The sequence below is a fragment of the Pseudomonas sp. PS01303 genome (assembly GCF_029959385.1).
GTDB lineage: Bacteria > Pseudomonadota > Gammaproteobacteria > Pseudomonadales > Pseudomonadaceae > Aquipseudomonas > Aquipseudomonas rustica.
Window position 1 is genome coordinate 1 of sequence record NZ_JASCPK010000140.1, and the last position, 15,626, is coordinate 15,626.

A 15,626-nucleotide genomic window follows, 5' to 3' on the forward strand; every position below is an offset into this window, starting at 1 on the left:
GGCTGCGATCTTTTGATCTTGTTTTTTACAATCAAGATCAAAAGATCGCAGCCTGCGGCAGCTCCTACAGGGGTTGAGTTCGACCGGGAGGTTTAGCCGGCTGCACCGATGCCGGTGGTGGTGCGAATCCGCCCTTCAAGCCTGCGCTTCAACCCGCGCGACTCAATCAACAGCTTTGACCCCTTCGCCGCATTCGCCCGGCCCCATTCCTCCAGCAACTCCAGACACGAATGGTCGATGTAGCTCAGATTATTGAGCGGCACATGCACCGTCACGCCTGCCGGAATACTGTTGAGCACCTGAGTCAGCGCCGGCACTTTGAGGAAGGTCGCCGCGCCGATCAGACGCAATTCCATCTCTCCGTCCTGCGGCAGATCGATCAGGCTGATCTTCAACCGCGAGGCTTTGAACGCCAGCTTCAACAACGTCAGACCGAAACCCAGCAGCACACCGGTCAGCAGGTCGGTGAAGATGATCGCCAGCGCCGTCGCGGCATAGGTGAACATCGGCATCCGCCCATAACGGCTCAAACCGCGAAAGGCTTTCAGGTCGACCAGTTTGAAACCGGTATACACCAGCACACCGGCCAGACTCGCCACCGGAATGCTTTGCAGCACGCTCGACAGCAACAGCACGAACGCCAGCAGCCACAATCCATGGAAAATCGTCGAATAACGCGTGGTCGCCCCGGCCTGGACGTTGGCCGAACTGCGCACGATCACCCCGGTCATCGGTAGTGCGCCAACCAGACCGCAGAGCATATTGCCGACCCCTTGCGCCGACAGTTCACGGTCGAAATCCGAACGCACGCCACTGTGCATGCGATCCACCGCAGCAGCGGACAACAGGGTTTCGGCGCTGGCAATAAAGGCTACGGCGAACGCCGCGATCAACAGCGTCGGATCAGCCAGGCTGAGCAGATCTGTCGGCTTCAACCAGTCGATGGCTTCCGCGAGATTCGCCGGCACCTCAACGCGTTTCACCTGCAAGGCCAGCAACAGGCTGGCACCCGTCGCCAAACCCACGCCGAGCAGCGCGCCGGGAATAAACCGCAGCGAATGTGGGCGGAATTTTTCCCACAACCACATCACTGCAATCGTCGACAGCCCGAGCAACCCGGCCTGCCAGCCGAACGACGGCACGGCCTGCGCCACCGCCGCCGGGAATGCGGCGAGGTTATCCAGCCCGGAAGGTTTCGGTGACGCATCGAGCATCACATGCACCTGCGACAGCACGATCAACACGCCAATCCCCGCCAGCATCCCGTAGACCACCGCTGGCGCCGTTACCCGAAACCAGCAACCGAGCTTCAAGCGCCCGGCCACCAGTTGCAGAAAACCGGCGAGCAACAGAATCGGCCCGAGCATCTCGATGCCGTGCTGGCGCACCAGCTCAAAGACCAACACCGCCAGACCCGCCGCCGGCCCACTGACCTGCAACGGCGAACCCGCCAGCCAACCGACCACCAAACCACCGATGATCCCGGTGATCAAACCCTTTGCCGGCGGCAACCCTGACGCAATCGCAATGCCCATGCACAGCGGCAGAGCGACCAGAAACACAACCACGGAAGCGAGCAGCTCCCGTGGCAACACCGCTTTCAATTGAGCCGCACGCATGGCGATTCTCCCGACGTTTTCTTCAGGCATGGCAAGGCCGGGCCGCTGAATCAGCGACCGGCGTCAAACCACACAGATGTTTTGGAAGATTTAGAAGCGCGCTTTGGGCGTCGCCACCGGAATCGGATGGCTGCCGTCGAGCGGCAGGAAGCGTCCCTGATCCGCGTCGTAAGCTTTGATTTCGCTGGTTTCGATGTCGTAAACCCAGCCATGGATGAACAGATGACCGTTCGCCATGCGCGAGGCTACCGAAGGATGGGTACGCAAGTGCTGCAGTTGGGCGATGACGTTTTCCTCGGTGAGGATCGGCATGCTTTCTTTTTCGTCGGCGCAGTTACAGTTTTCATGCACCATGGTTTTTGCGACTTCAGCGTGACGCAACCAGGCTTTGACCGTCGGCATTTTTTCCAGGCTGTCCGGGTTGAGCACCGCACGCATGGCGCCGCAATCGGAGTGGCCGCAGATGATGATGTGCTGCACGCCGAGTGCCAGTACCGCGTATTCGATCGCGGTGGAAACGCCGCCGTTCATCTGGCCGTAAGGCGGAACCACGTTGCCGACGTTACGGGTCACGAACAGATCGCCGGGCGAACTGTGCGTAATCAGCTCGGGGACGATGCGCGAGTCGGCGCAGGTGATGAACATCGCTTTCGGCGCCTGGGCCGTGGCGAGTTTCTTGAAGAGTTCTTCCTGCTGCGGAAAAATCTCATGATGAAAATGCAAAAAGCCATCTACGATCTGGCGCAGCGCTGCATCGGCGGATTCCGCTTCTGGGGACGGCGCCGACGCAGCCAGCGGCTGTTTATCCTTATCACTCATGATTCATCCTCTTTGACGGATTCAGGGAATCTTCCCCGGTATTCCGGTATGAAGCCAGTGGCTGTTTAAAACTATCGCGGTCATCCAGACCGGTCAGTCACTCGATGAACAAGGTAGCCGCCGAAACTTAACTGAAACTGAATCAACCGCTCTAGAACGTGTGTTCCAGGTCACAAAAAATGTGACTGGGTAATTTCGACAGAAGGATTCCAACCCCTCAACCCAGCGTCAATTGTCGCTAAATCAACGACATCTGGCGACCCGGCGGACAGAAGGCGGTGCAATCAAGGTTATAGCCTTCGCGATGATTGAGGCCAAGCCGTTTGATGGCTTTGGCAAAGCGTTGTGCGAGCAGGTCGGCAAACGGCCCTTCGCCACGCATGCGGGCGCCGAAACGGCTGTCGTAGAGCTCGCCGCCACGGCTCTGGCGGATCAGGCTCAGCACATGCGCAGCGCGTTGCGGATAGTGCGCGGCCAGCCATTCTTCGAACAGCGGCGCCACTTCCAGCGGTAAGCGCAACATCATGTAGGCAGCGCTTTGCGCACCAACGGCGTGCGCCTCATTGAGCAGGTTTTCGATTTCGCTGTCGTTGATCATCGGAATCATCGGCGAACACAGCACGCCGACCGGAATCCCTGCTTCGCGCATCACCCGAATCGCCCGCAACCGCGCTTTCGGCGCAGCGGCGCGAGGCTCGAGGATGCGTTTGAGTTCATCGTCCAGCGTGGTCAGGCTGATCATCACCGCCACCAGCCGCTGCTGCGCCAATTCAGTCAGCAGATCGAGATCGCGAAGAATCAGCGAACCCTTGGTGACGATGGTCACCGGATGCCGGTAGCGCAGCAGCACTTCGAGGGTCTGCCGGGTGATTTTGTGCTCGCGTTCGATCGGCTGATACGGATCGGTGTTGGAGCCCAGATTGATCGGCGCACATTGATAACCGCGCTTGCTCAGCTGTTCTTCCAGCACTTGCGCGGCGTTGGTCTTGGCGATCAGCTTGGTCTCGAAATCCAGCCCCGGCGACATGTCCCAATAGGCGTGACTGGGTCGCGCGTAGCAATAAATGCAGCCGTGTTCGCAGCCTCGGTAGGGATTGATCGAGCGATCGAAGGGCAGGTCGGGCGATGTGTTACGGGTGATGATGGTTTTCGCGGTTTCGATCATCACCTCGGTGTTCTGTGTTTCGGGCACTTCCTGATACCAGCCGTCGTCCTCAGCTACCGAACGGCTCGGCGCGAAGCGGTTGTGCGGGTTGGTCGCGGTTCCGCGGCCACGTGGGGGCAGGGCGATGGACATCAGTCGGATCCTTTGTTCTGTATATCCATACAGTAATCGCATTCGCCGGTTTTTGGCCACTACCGTTTGGCTGGCCGGCAAGAAATGCTGCGCTTCGGCTATTGTCGACAATAAGTAAGTTGTTATGTGCAAACTAGCGAAACAACTATCGGCTGGTTATTCGAGTCTTGAATTTGTAGTCTTTGGTCGTGTTCAAAACTTATTAAATAAAAGGATTTAGTTATGTCGTTTTTCAATGCTCGCGGTGTTTTTCTGCAACTGATGCAACCTGGCCCTTCGGAGCCTAATACACTGGTTTCCATGCAACTGGCGCGCAAGGAGTTGGCGTGGGACGCGCAAACTTCGACCGAAAGCGAATTGCTGGTTGATTCGATCATGGTCACCGCAACCTCTAAAGACGGCGGCAAGACCTTTACTATTGACCGTCTCAATCAAGATGTGGATCGCGACGGTGTGATTGGCGATGCAGACAAAGCCAAACTGGCGGCGCTCGCAAAAGCCTATGCAAGTATCATCAATCCGTAACTAAGATAGTTTTCATATTTATAAAAAAACCCCTGCTTGATTGCTCAAGCAGGGGTTTTTTAGTGTCGGCTCATCAACGAGTGTCGATGGTGGCCTGGCTCAAATCGCCTTTGCGCAACTTGGCGACTTCATCGGCATTCACGGCCGAACCCTTGTTACCCCAACTCCCACGAATAAAACTCACCACGTCTGCCACTTCTTGATCCGACAAACGCCAGGCGAAACCCGGCATGGTGAAAGTAGAAGGCGCGGTGTGCGTCGCGGGCAGGGTGCCGCCCTTGAGCACGATGTGAATCAGCGAAGTCGGGTCTTCCGATTGCAGTACCGGATTGCCCGCCAGTGCCGGGAACACACGCGTGTAACCGTGGCCGTCAGTGCGGTGGCAGGCCGCGCAGTTGTCGATGTACACCGAAGCACCGCGCTGGCTGTCGTCGCCATTCCACAAGGCTTTGGCGACTTTCTCTTCGTACTGATGCGGCTGATCGGCAGGATCATTGGCCGGCAGCGACTTGAGATAGCGAGCGATGGCGGTCAGGTCGGCGTCGGTCATGTATTGCATGCTGTGGGTGACCACGTCGCTCATGCCGCCGAACACCGCGCTGCGATCACTGCGACCGGTTTTGAGGAATTGCACCAGTTGCTCTTCGCTCCAGCCGCCGAGGCCATCCTTGTGATCGCCGCGCAGGCTCTTGGCGATCCAGCCTTCCAGCGGCGCACTGCCGGCGAGGAAGTTGCTGCCATCGGCTGCGCTCAAGGATTTTTCCTGCATGGTCAGCGCCCGTGGCGTGTGACAGGCACCGCAATGGCCGAGGCCTTCAACCAGATACGCGCCACGGTCGATCACCGGGTCGGTACTCGTTGCTTTGTAGTCCTCGACCTTCGGCGCAAACATCCAGCGCCAGCCCATCAGGGGCCAACGCATGCTCAACGGCCACGGAATGTCGCTGGCCTTGTTCTCCTGCGCGACCGGTTCGACGCCGTGCATAAAGTACGCGTACAGCGCCTGCATGTCGGTTTCGCTGACACGCGCGTAGGACGGATACGGCATCGCCGGGTACAACGTACTACCGTTTTTGGCGACGCCATGGCGCACGGCCTGATCGAAGTCTTCGAAGCTGTATTCACCGACGCCGGTTTTATCCGGGGTGATGTTGGTCGAGTAAATCGTGCCGATCGGCGTTTCCATCGGCAGACCACCGGCGAACGGCTTGCCGCCCTTGGCCGTATGGCAAGCCACGCAGTCACCGGCGCGGGCGAGGTATTCGCCTTGTTTGATCAAGGCTTGATCAACCTCAGTCGCATGGATTGAGGCACTGCAGAGCAGCGCCAGGGTCGCGATAACGAAATTCTTCATGGTCATCGCTCCTTAAGCCTGAACCAGCGGGCCGGGGTTTTTCAGGTACTGCTCGCGGATCGCTTTTGCCGACCAGTAGGTCAGTGCGGCAACCAGTCCGGTCGGGTTGTAGCCCAGGCCTTGCGGGAACGCCGAGGCGCCCGGAACGAAGACGTTATGCACGTCCCAGCTCTGCAAGTAGCGGTTCAGCGCGCTCTTCTTCGGATCGGTGCCCATGATCGCGCCACCGTTGAGGTGGGTGGTCTGGTACGCGGCGGTGTTGAAGTGATCGCCGACTTGCTTGCCGATCACCGCAATGGCTTTCGGGCCCATCGCTTCGGCGACCTTGCCCATTTTTTCGACCATGAAGCGGTTCATCTTGATGTCGTTTTCCTGCCAGTCGAACGTCATCCGCAGCAGCGGTAAACCGTAGGCATCGCGGTACACCGGGTCGAGATCAAGGTAGTTGCCACGGTAGGACTGATGCGCGCCGTGGGCGTCCATCGACACCTGGTGGGTGTAGTAATCGGCGGTCGCGCGTTTCCACGCACTGCCCCAGGCCGGCGTGCCCGGCGGGTTAGAGGTGCCGGCGATCGGTCGGCTGCCGGCCTGGTTGACCCACATCGGCGAGCCGCCAACGAAGCCGTGCGGGCCGTGGTCGAAGTTGTCGGCGTTGAAGTCGTCCAGCGCCACGCCATTGCCGCCAGCGCCGATGAAGTTGTTGGTGTGGGTGTCCTTGTCAAAGAACGCCTTGATGGTCGCCATGTTCTGGTAGGCGAAGTTACGCCCGATCACGCCTTCACCGGTCTTCGGGTCGTACGGTTTGCCGATGCCGGAGAGCAGCATCAAACGTACGTTGTGCAACTGGAACGCGCCGAGGATCACCAGATCCGCCGGTTGCTCCATTTCGCGACCCTGTGCGTCGATGTAAGTGACGCCGGTGGCTTTGCTCTTGGTGCTGTCGAGGTTGATCCGCAGCACGTGAGCGTTGGCGCGCAACTCGAAATTCGGCAGCGGCTTCAGCGCCGGCAAAATGTTCACGTTCGGCGACGCCTTGGAGTACATGTAGCAAACATAACCGCTGCAAAAGCCGCAGAAGTTGCACGGGCCCATTTGTGCGCCGTAAGGGTTGGTGTACGGCCCCGACGTATTCGCGGACGGCAGGTTGTAGGGTTTGTAACCGACTTCTGTAGCCGCTTTGCCGAACAGCTGTGCGGAAACCGTATTCTTCTGTGCTTCCAACGGGAACGGGTTGGAGCGATCCGGCGCGTACGGGTTGCCACCCTTGCCCTGACCGACCAGTTGGCCTTTCACCGTCCACGCTTGACCCGAGGTGCCAAAGACTTTTTCGGCGTAATCGAAGAATGGCTCCAGCTCTTCGTAGCTGACGCCGAAGTCCTGGATGGTCATGTCCTTGGGGATAAAGCTTTTGCCGTAGCGCTCTTCGTAGTGGCTGCGCATGCGCAACTCGATTGGATCGACCCGGAAGTGCACGCCCGACCAGTGCAGGCCGGCGCCACCGACGCCGTTGCCCGGCAGGAACGCGCCCAACTGGCGGTTCGGCAGGGCGATGTCGTTAACACTGTGGCGAATGGTGACGGTCTCTTTGGAGATGTCCTGAAAGAGTTTTTTGCGCACGCTGTAGGTGAGTTCGTCGATCACCTGTGGATAGTTGCCGTCGGGGTAGGTGTCCTGCATCGGCCCGCGCTCCAGCGCCAGCACGTTGAGGCCCGCTTCGGTCAGCTCCTTGGCCATGATCGCGCCAGTCCAGCCGAAGCCGATGATGACTGCGTCTACTTTCTTCAATACCGTTGCCATGCTTACGCCCTCTCGCCGCGAATCGACACTGCCGGGAAGGGGTATTGCTCGTTGCGTTCCACCCAATCCATGAAATCGGCGCGGGCGCCGGGGAAACCGATCATCGTCCAGCCAACCATGCCTTTATTGCCACCGTGGATCGGGTCGCAGAAGAAGCCTTCCTTGGTGTTTTGCAGCAGCAGGTTGAAGAAAATCTTCGCCGGAACCGCATCGAACTGCGGCTTGCCGGCTTCGAGTTGCTTGAGCAAATCTTCTCGGGTAGCGCTGTCTTGCTCAGCAAATACTTTACCGTTGAGGGATTTTGCCCACTGATCCGTGGCGGCGATGCCGAGGCGATAGATTTCTTTCGGCACCAGTTTGCTCTGCCAGCCCATTTCCGGCGCAGCGTCGGCGTTGAACGGGCCTTGCATGTACCAAAGAGCACCGGCGGCGTACGGCGTGTTCATTTGGCGATCGATGTATTCCGGCACACCGGCTTCGAGCGCGCCCGGGCCTTGGGCATCGTTGGGGATCAACTGCGCGACGGCGGCATTGATGAATGCCCATTCTTCGGCGGTGAAATAGCTCGGTTGATACACCTCGGCGTCAGCGCGATTGGCTGGCGCGGCCGGTGCAGCGGGCGCCGCTTCAGGCGCGGCTTGCAGGACGCTGCTGCCCAGGCCGGTGCCGGCGAGGGTCACGACCGGAATCAGGGTCAGGGATTTGCGCAAAAACTCACGCCGCGGGTTGTCTCGATCTTGATCAGACATGGAAGGTGTACCTCATCAGGCATCAATGGTGGTCAACCGTTTCTGCGAACGGCTTGAGGATTTTTCGTCGCGACGTGGCCGGGAGAAGACCCGGTGAAGGAAAAGCGTCTGCAACATCATGTGACAAATGGTAGCAGGCTAAGCATCGGGATGAACCGATTCAGTGAAAAAAAGCCCGGATTTCTTGGATGAAATCGATGAAACAACGCGGATTCACGTTTCTTTGACAAACGTCTCACGGGGCTTTGACCGCGCAACATCGAAGCTACGGCTCCTATTCCTGAAGAATTCCGACACGGTCAGCTCAGCATGTCCCGAGTGCGTTTGTTTCCTGCTTTGTGTTTATCGCTTGTAGCGCTGTTGCAGTGGATGCCGACTCCGGCTGATGCCGCCACCCCGGTTCGCCCGACTGAATGGGCGCAACCGGTTGAAGTGCAATACAACCTGTTTCAGATGTCACCGACGCTCTACCGCAGCGCCTTGCCCGATAGTGGCGCGGTGCCGTTGCTGAAAAATCTCAAAGTCGCCACGGTGATTACCTTTTTGCCGGAATCCGACCAGAACTGGCTGTCGGACTCCGACATCAATCAGGTGCAACTGCCTTACCGCACCAACCACGTCGACGACGCTGACGTGCTGAAAACCCTGCGCGCCATTCAAGCTGCCGAAGCCAACGGCCCAGTGTTGCTGCACTGCAAACACGGCTCCGACCGCACCGGATTGATGGCGGCGATGTACCGTGTGGTTGTGCAAGGCTGGAGCAAAGAAGACGCGCTGAGCGAAATGACCCAAGGCGGATTCGGCGAGAGTGGGCATTTCCGCGACAGCGTGCGCTACGTGATGCAGGCCGATGCCGACAAACTGCGCACCGCGCTGGCCAATGGTGATTGCAGCACCAGCGCGTTCGCCACTTGCTCGATGAAGAGCTGGTTTCAGTCGGTCAATTTGAAGTGACAGTGGTTGGATCGGGCGCGGTTTCAAACAGCTCCGCGCTGACGGGGCGCCCGAGAAATTTTTCCAGAGCACTCAGCAACGTCGGCGAGTCGCCGGAAAAAAATGCCTCGCGAAACGCCCGGCCGGTTTGCGGGTTGAACACGCCGTCGTGCTCGAAGCGTTTGAACGCCTCGGTCGCCAGCACGCCCGACCATTTATAGGCGTACACCGAAGCTTCATAACCGGTGACCAAATAGTCGAAGCTGTTGGCAAACCGGCAGTAGTCCGGCATTTGCAGTTCGGCAAACTGGCGCTGCACCCCATCGAACACCTGCGCAATGCTGCGGCCGTCGCCGTGGCGGTGGTGCAACTCGAAATCGAACAAAGCGCCCATCAGCAACATCCCGGTTGCTCGACTGGATTGCGCGCTCAAAGCCGTGAGCGCGGTGTTCACGCGCGCTTCAGACAGGCGCTCTGCGGTTTGATGATGCGCCGCCAGCCATAAGATAAATTCTCGCGACAAACACCATTGCTCAAACAACTGCCCGGCGAATTCCGCGGTGTCGCGTGGGAACTGGGAAATGCCCGACAGATTGTGATGCGGTGAGCGCGTCAGCACGTGTTGCAGGCAATGCCCGAATTCATGGAACAGCACCCGCAAATCCTGATGCGACAGCAGGCACGGGTGTTCGGGCGTGGGGGCGGTGAAGTTACTGGACAGCACGGCGATCGGCGTCGACGCCCGACCTTCGGCATCGATTCGCCGATTGCGCACCGTGCCCGTCCAGGCATAGTCCGCAGCGTGTTTGCCCGCGTAAGGGTCGAGGTAGATATGCCCGATGACTTGGCCATGTTCGCTGACTTCATACAAGCGGACATGCTCATGCCAGCGATCAAACGTGCGCTGCTCGTGAATCGTGATGCCGAACAAATGTTCGCTGAACCGGCATAACCGCTGCACGGTTGCGTCCAGCGGGAAATACTGCCGCAAGCCTTGCAGCGCGCCGTCCAGTTGCTGCACCCGTAACCGTTCGGCGAGGAATTCCTGATCCCAGGCCTGAATGGTTCCAAAGCCCTGCTGATCGGCGAACGCCTGCAGCGTTTTCGACTCTTGCTCCATCAGCGGTTTGGCTTGCGCGACTTGTCGCTGCAGGAAGGCGCTGACTTGCGCGGTGGAGGTGACCATCCGATCGTTGAGGCGCAGTTGCGCGTAGTTATCGAAGCCGAGAATTTCGGCTTTCTCATGCCGCAGGGTCAGCAGCAAACTCAATACCGGCTCGTTATCGAACTGATCCGCCTGCGGGCCTTGATCCGATGCGCGGGTCGTCCAGGCAATGAAATATTCCTCGCGCAAAGCGCGGTCGCGCGCATACGTCATGATTTGGTGGCAGGTGTTTTGATCCAGCGTGAGTAGCCAGCCGTCGAGCCCGGCCTGTCTGGCCTTGAGTGCCAGTTGCGCCTGGCTGTGCGGGCTCAGACCGTCGAGCCGCGCGGCGTCGGTGATGTGTTTTGTCCATGCAGCGTTGGCGAGATCGATCTGACTGGCGAACAGCTGTTCGAGCAGACCGATGACGCGATTCAAACGGGCGAGTTTCTCCTGTTGCACCGCCGGTAACTCAACTCCGGACAAGCGCAACCTGCGCAGGATTTTGGCCAGTGACGCTTTGCGTGAAGCATCGAAATGGACTGCGACCGCACTGTTTTCCAAGCGTTGGAATGTACGGAACAACGGCACGCTCGCCAACGTGTCAGTCCGGTATTGCCCGGCGATCTGGCTGCACTGCGCGCTGGCTTTTTCCCACGCGCTATCGGCGGATTTGCCCATCGACAGGTATTCGATCACCGCCATGGCTTCAGCCAATGTGGCATCAGCGTCATCGACGGCGAGGATCAGATCGTCCCAGTTCGGCTGCTCGGTCTGGCTGGCGATTACTTGTTCAATGATCAGTTGGTTGTTGGCCACAATCGTTGTGATCGCAGGCACCAAATGTTCAGCGCGCACGCTCGACCACGGCGGCAGCGTCCAGCGTTGTAATAGCGGATTGGAGTCAGGCATGGCGTCTTCCTTGAGGATGGCTGAAAGAGCCAGCCTAATCAGGAAGCGCGGGGGAAGGGCGGTACATAGTTACCACCTTTCACCGCCAAAACGGTGAAAGGTGGGTGACACGTCAGTGTTGCTCGTCAGGCTTTTTCTTCAGCTTCGGGTTGGGGAAAAACTGTACGGCTTGCACGGTTTTGTCCGGCGCAGGTTTGCTGATAGCGCTGGTGTTGACCCGCGTGCCCAGTTCTTTCGGCACCGACAGCCCTTGCTCGTTGAGCGTGTCGGAGTAACCGCAAGCCACACATTCTCGGTGCGGCACGCTGTCTTCGTTCCACATCATCAACTTGTCCGGCTCGCTGCACGCCGGGCAGACCGCCCCGGCGATAAAGCGTTTTTTGGTAATCACAGGCCCCTCACTCATGCTGCCGCGTCCTCACTCAGGCCGCTGTGGCGCAACAGTGCGTCAATCGACGGCTCACGGCCACGGAAGTCGACGAACAGCACCATCGGTGCCTGCGAACCGCCGCGCGCCAGAATCGCTTCGCGGAAGGCGCGACCGGTTTCTGCGTTGAGCACGCCGTCTTCTTCGAATTTCGAGAAGGCATCGGCCGACAATACTTCAGCCCACTTGTAGCTGTAGTAGCCCGCTGCATAACCGCCGGCGAAGATGTGCGCGAAGCTGTTCGGGAAGCGGTTGTAGGCCGGCGGACGCATCACCGACACCTCGTCACGGATACCTTCGAGTACCTGCGCAACGCTGCGGCCATCACCGTGGGTGGCGTGCAGTTCGAAGTCGAACAGCGAGAATTCCAGCTGACGCACCATCATCAGGCCGGACTGGAAGTTTTTCGCCGCGAGCATTTTTTCCAGCAGATCCTGCGGCAGCGGCTCACCGCTTTCGTAGTGACCGGAAATCAGCGCGAGGCCTTCCGGCTCCCAGCACCAGTTTTCCATGAACTGACTTGGCAGCTCGACCGCGTCCCACGCCACACCGTTGATCCCGGAAACACCGGCGTGATCAACGCGGGTCAGCAGGTGATGCAGGCCATGGCCGAATTCGTGGAACAGCGTGGTCACTTCATCGTGGGTCAGCAGCGCAGGCTTGCCGCTGTCGGCCGGGGTGAAGTTGCACACCAGATTGGCCACCGGGCTTTGCAGTACGCCGTCGATGGTGCGACGACGGTCGCGGGCGCCGTCCATCCATGCACCGCCACGCTTGTTGGCGCGAGCATAGAGGTCGAAGAAGAAGCGGCCGACGTGCTGGCCGTTTTCCTTGATTTCGAACAGGCGCACGTCCGGGTGCCAGGTGTCGAAGCCTTTCTGTTCGGCGATTTCGATGCCGTACAGGCGCTGAACAATGGCGAACAGACCGCCCAGGACTTTATCGATCGGAAAGTAGGCGCGCAGGGTTTCCTGAGCAACGCTGTAGCGTTGTTCGCGAAGTTTTTCACCATAGAAACCGCTGTCCCAGCTTTGCAGATCGGCGCAGCCCTGTTCGGCGGCGTAAGCGCGCAGCTGTTGCAGATCCTGCGCGGCGAACGGTTTGCTGCGCTTGGCCAGATCGCGCAGGAAGCTCAGTACCTGATCGCTGGATTCAGCCATTTTCGTGGCCAGGCTCAGTTCGGAGAAGCTGGCGAAACCCAGCAGCCTGGCCAGTTCCTGACGCAGATCGAGGATCTCTTCCATCACCGGGCCATTATCGTTCTGGCCGGCGTTCGGGCCTTGATCCGAGGCGCGAGTGCAGTAGGCGGCGTAGACTTCTTCACGCAGCGCACGGTCTTGCGCGTAGGTCATCACCGCGTAGTAGCTCGGGAATTCCAGGGTGATCAGCCAGCCGTCGAGGCCTTTGGCGTGAGCGGCGGCGGCCATTTGCGCCTTGGCCGAATCGGTCAGGCCGGCGAGCGCGGCTTCGTCGCTGACGTGCTTGGTCCACGCCTGAGTGGCGTCGAGCAGTTGGTTGGAGAAGCGGCTGCCCAGCTCGGACAGTTTGCTCTGCACTTCGGCGTAGCGTTTCTGTTCGGCTTCTGGCAGGTCGATACCCGACAGACGGAAGTCACGCAGAGCGTGTTCCAGAATAGTCTTCTGCGCCACGTCGAAACCGGCGGCTTCCGGGCTGTTGGCCAGCGCTTCAAACGCCTGGAACAGCTCGCGGTTCTGGCCCATCTCGGTGGAGTAGGCGCTCAAGGCCGGCAGGCACGACTCGTAGGCTTCACGCAATTCCGCGCTGTTGCACACGGCGTTAAGGTGGCTGACCGGACTCCAGGCAGCGCCGAGGCGATCATTGAGTTCGTCCATCGCCAGTACAAGCCCGGCCCAGGTTGGATTCTGAACCTGAGTCTTGAGGATTTCGGCGATGGCGGCGCGGTTGTCGGCCAGGATGGTTTCAATGGCTGGCAGGACGTGTTCGGCACGGATCGTGGAGAACGGTGGCAGGTCGTAGGACTGCAGCAGAGGGTTGTTCACGCTCACGGTTGGCACCTTGGCTGGGGAAACATTGCCCCATCTTAATTACAATCGGCATTCACCGCAGCTATCGGCGACAGAGAGAGAAATTATCGTGTCCGTTCGCAAGTACCAGAATCACACCCCCAGCCTGAGCAAAGGCGCGTTTGTCGACCGCTCGGCGGTGGTGATCGGCGATGTGGAAATTGGCGAAGACAGCTCGGTCTGGCCGCTGACCGTGATCCGTGGCGACATGCACCGCATCCGCATCGGTGCGCGCACCAGCGTGCAGGACGGCTGCGTGTTGCACATCACCCACGCCGGCCCGTTCAACCCTGACGGCTTTCCGCTGCTGATCGGCGACGACGTGACCATCGCCCACAAAGTCATGCTGCACGGCTGCAGCGTCGGCAGCCGCGTGTTGATCGGCATGGGCAGCATCGTCATGGACGGCGCGGTGGTTGAAGACGACGTGATCATCGGCGCCGGCAGCCTGGTGCCGCCGGGCAAACGTCTGGAAAGCGGCTTCCTTTATGTCGGTAGCCCGGTAAAACAGGTTCGCCCGCTGAGCGACAAGGAACGCGCCTTCTTCACTTACAGCGCGGCCAATTACGTGAAACTCAAGGATCTGCATCTGGCCGAAGGCTACGACACACTCTGAATCGAATTGGCGACTGCCCAGGAATTCCCATGCATTACCAAACCGTACTGTTCGACCTCGATGGCACCCTCACCGACCCGCGTGAAGGCATCACCCGCTCCATTCAGTTTGCCTTGGCCAAACTTGGCATCGATGAGCCGGATCTGACCAAGCTCGAACACTTCATCGGCCCTCCGCTGTTGCAGGCATTCATGCAGTTCTACGATTTTGATGAAGCCAAAGCGTGGGAGGCGGTGAATTTCTATCGCGAGCGCTTCAAGGTCACCGGTCTGTATGAAAACCGCGTGTTTGATGGCGTTACGCCGTTGCTGGAAACCCTCGGTGGCCAAGGCCGGCAGCTGTATATCGCGACGTCCAAGCCGTGGATATTCGCCCGCGAGATCGCCTGACACTTTGATTTCGCCCGGCACTTCAAAGTGATCTACGGCAGCGAACTGGATGGCACCCGCACCAATAAGGTTGAGCTGATTGCGCATCTGGTGAAGGAAGAAGGGCTGGATCCGGCGAATACGCTGATGATCGGCGACCGTAAGCACGATCTGATTGGCGCACGCAGCAATGGGCTGGACGCGGCGGCAGTGGGCTATGGGTTTGGCAGTTTTGAAGAGCTGAATGCTGAAGCGCCGGCTTATCACTTTGAAACGCTGGATGAGTTACATCAGGCGTTTTTGCGGCGCTGATCAGATTGCTATCGCGAGCAAGCTTTGCTCCTACAGAGGAGACATGGTCTGTAGGAGCAAGGCTTGCCCGCGAAGAGGCCCTCAGTAACATCCCGATTAATTGTTCTTCATCGAGTCCTCCTCCAACGATCTACTGTGAATGCAGAGTTCACGATCAAGGAGGATCGCTTATGAAAAGCCCTTGCCACGCCCACCGCCTGCGCCTCGGCCGCTATTCCGGTGAAGGACAGATTTACTGCTGACTGCAGTAGTCCGAAACCGTCGCCCGGTTTTTTCTACGTTTGCGGCCGGCCGACTGGCCGTCAATGCTTTCCAGAAAGCAGAGCAAGAGCAACTGGCGAAATCATTGGCCTGAGTGGTCATGCCTGACCATATTCATTGGCTGATTGAGCTGCAAAACTCGACGCTACCGTCGTTGATGGGGCGAACAAAATCTCGCACCACGGTTGGCTTGAATCGGTTGCTTGAAATGGAGGGAACCCTGTGGCAGTCAGGCTTTCATGACAGAGCAATCAGGCGAGAGGAGGATCTTCAAGCGGTTGCCCGATACATCGTTGCTAACCCGCTGCGTGCTGGACTGGTCAAGAAGATTGGCGACTATTCGCTTTGGGATGCCATTTGGGTGTGAGCATTCAGAGGCCCCTTCGCGGGCAAGCCTTGCTCCTACAAAAAGCGCACCCGCGATTCATCTGTAGGAGCAAGGCTTGCC

12 protein-coding genes and 2 pseudogenes are annotated in these 15,626 nt (G+C 59.0%); 5 read left to right on the top strand and 9 right to left on the bottom strand.

The annotated features are described in order from the left end of the window. Nucleotides 1–92 precede the first annotated feature (92 nt). The 3 genes from QMX93_RS25320 to QMX93_RS25330 form a co-directional block, all read right to left on the bottom strand. A complete protein-coding gene (locus QMX93_RS25320; RefSeq protein WP_282358350.1) occupies nucleotides 93–1,619 on the bottom strand; it encodes a SulP family inorganic anion transporter in 1,527 nt (508 codons plus the stop codon). A 90-nt stretch (nucleotides 1,620–1,709) separates the two neighbouring features. Then, entirely contained in the window at nucleotides 1,710–2,438 is a 729-nt protein-coding gene (locus tag QMX93_RS25325) for a carbonic anhydrase (protein ID WP_053116387.1), read from the bottom strand. A 238-nt stretch (nucleotides 2,439–2,676) separates the two neighbouring features. Continuing rightward, nucleotides 2,677–3,735 (bottom strand): PA0069 family radical SAM protein, encoded by a 1,059-nt coding sequence (locus QMX93_RS25330; RefSeq protein WP_282358351.1) that lies wholly within the window; start codon nucleotides 3,733–3,735, stop codon nucleotides 2,677–2,679. 222 nt (nucleotides 3,736–3,957) lie between these two features. On the opposite strand from QMX93_RS25330, the gene QMX93_RS25335 reads away from it, so the two are divergent. Next, nucleotides 3,958–4,260: a hypothetical protein gene (locus QMX93_RS25335; protein WP_282358352.1), complete on the top strand. Its 303-nt coding sequence runs from the start codon at nucleotides 3,958–3,960 to the stop codon at nucleotides 4,258–4,260. 73 nt (nucleotides 4,261–4,333) lie between these two features. Here the strand turns inward: QMX93_RS25335 and QMX93_RS25340 are convergent, their stop codons facing one another. Genes QMX93_RS25340 through QMX93_RS25350 form a run of 3 tightly spaced genes read right to left on the bottom strand, consistent with a single transcriptional unit; the run spans nucleotide 4,334 to nucleotide 8,160 of the window. Then, on the bottom strand, nucleotides 4,334–5,614 hold the full coding sequence (locus QMX93_RS25340; RefSeq protein ID WP_282358353.1) for a cytochrome c: 1,281 nt from the start codon (nucleotides 5,612–5,614) through the stop codon (nucleotides 4,334–4,336). Nucleotides 5,615–5,626: 12 nt separating this feature from the next. Further along, entirely contained in the window at nucleotides 5,627–7,411 is a 1,785-nt protein-coding gene (locus QMX93_RS25345; protein WP_282358354.1) for a GMC family oxidoreductase, read from the bottom strand. 2 nt (nucleotides 7,412–7,413) lie between these two features. Continuing rightward, nucleotides 7,414–8,160, bottom strand: a complete 747-nt coding sequence (locus tag QMX93_RS25350; RefSeq protein WP_282358355.1) for a gluconate 2-dehydrogenase subunit 3 family protein — start codon at nucleotides 8,158–8,160, stop codon at nucleotides 7,414–7,416. Nucleotides 8,161–8,469: 309 nt separating this feature from the next. Here QMX93_RS25350 and QMX93_RS25355 point away from each other — a divergent pair, with 309 nt between their 5' ends. Beyond that, nucleotides 8,470–9,114: a dual specificity protein phosphatase family protein gene (locus QMX93_RS25355; RefSeq protein WP_282358356.1), complete on the top strand. Its 645-nt coding sequence runs from the start codon at nucleotides 8,470–8,472 to the stop codon at nucleotides 9,112–9,114. On the opposite strand, the gene QMX93_RS25360 is transcribed toward QMX93_RS25355, so the two are convergent. The 3 genes from QMX93_RS25360 to prlC form a co-directional block, all read right to left on the bottom strand. Next, a complete protein-coding gene (locus QMX93_RS25360; protein ID WP_282358357.1) occupies nucleotides 9,101–11,149 on the bottom strand; it encodes a M3 family metallopeptidase in 2,049 nt (682 codons plus the stop codon). The genes QMX93_RS25355 and QMX93_RS25360 overlap by 14 nt on opposite strands. A 112-nt stretch (nucleotides 11,150–11,261) precedes the next feature. Beyond that, on the bottom strand, nucleotides 11,262–11,555 hold the full coding sequence (locus tag QMX93_RS25365) for a YheV family putative zinc ribbon protein (protein WP_053116396.1): 294 nt from the start codon (nucleotides 11,553–11,555) through the stop codon (nucleotides 11,262–11,264). Continuing rightward, nucleotides 11,552–13,603 (bottom strand): oligopeptidase A, encoded by a 2,052-nt coding sequence (prlC, locus tag QMX93_RS25370; protein WP_282358358.1) that lies wholly within the window; start codon nucleotides 13,601–13,603, stop codon nucleotides 11,552–11,554. Before prlC ends, QMX93_RS25365 begins: the two co-directional genes overlap by 4 nt. Before the next feature lie 88 nt (nucleotides 13,604–13,691). Between prlC and QMX93_RS25375 the strand changes: the two genes are divergently transcribed. From QMX93_RS25375 to QMX93_RS25385, 3 genes and pseudogenes are all read left to right on the top strand, one after another. Next, a complete protein-coding gene (locus tag QMX93_RS25375) occupies nucleotides 13,692–14,237 on the top strand; it encodes a gamma carbonic anhydrase family protein (RefSeq protein ID WP_053116398.1) in 546 nt (181 codons plus the stop codon). A 29-nt stretch (nucleotides 14,238–14,266) separates the two neighbouring features. Further along, nucleotides 14,267–14,917: pseudogene (locus tag QMX93_RS25380) on the top strand (HAD family hydrolase). A 170-nt stretch (nucleotides 14,918–15,087) separates the two neighbouring features. Next, nucleotides 15,088–15,545, top strand: a pseudogene (locus QMX93_RS25385) (transposase). Nucleotides 15,546–15,626: the final 81 nt, after the last annotated feature.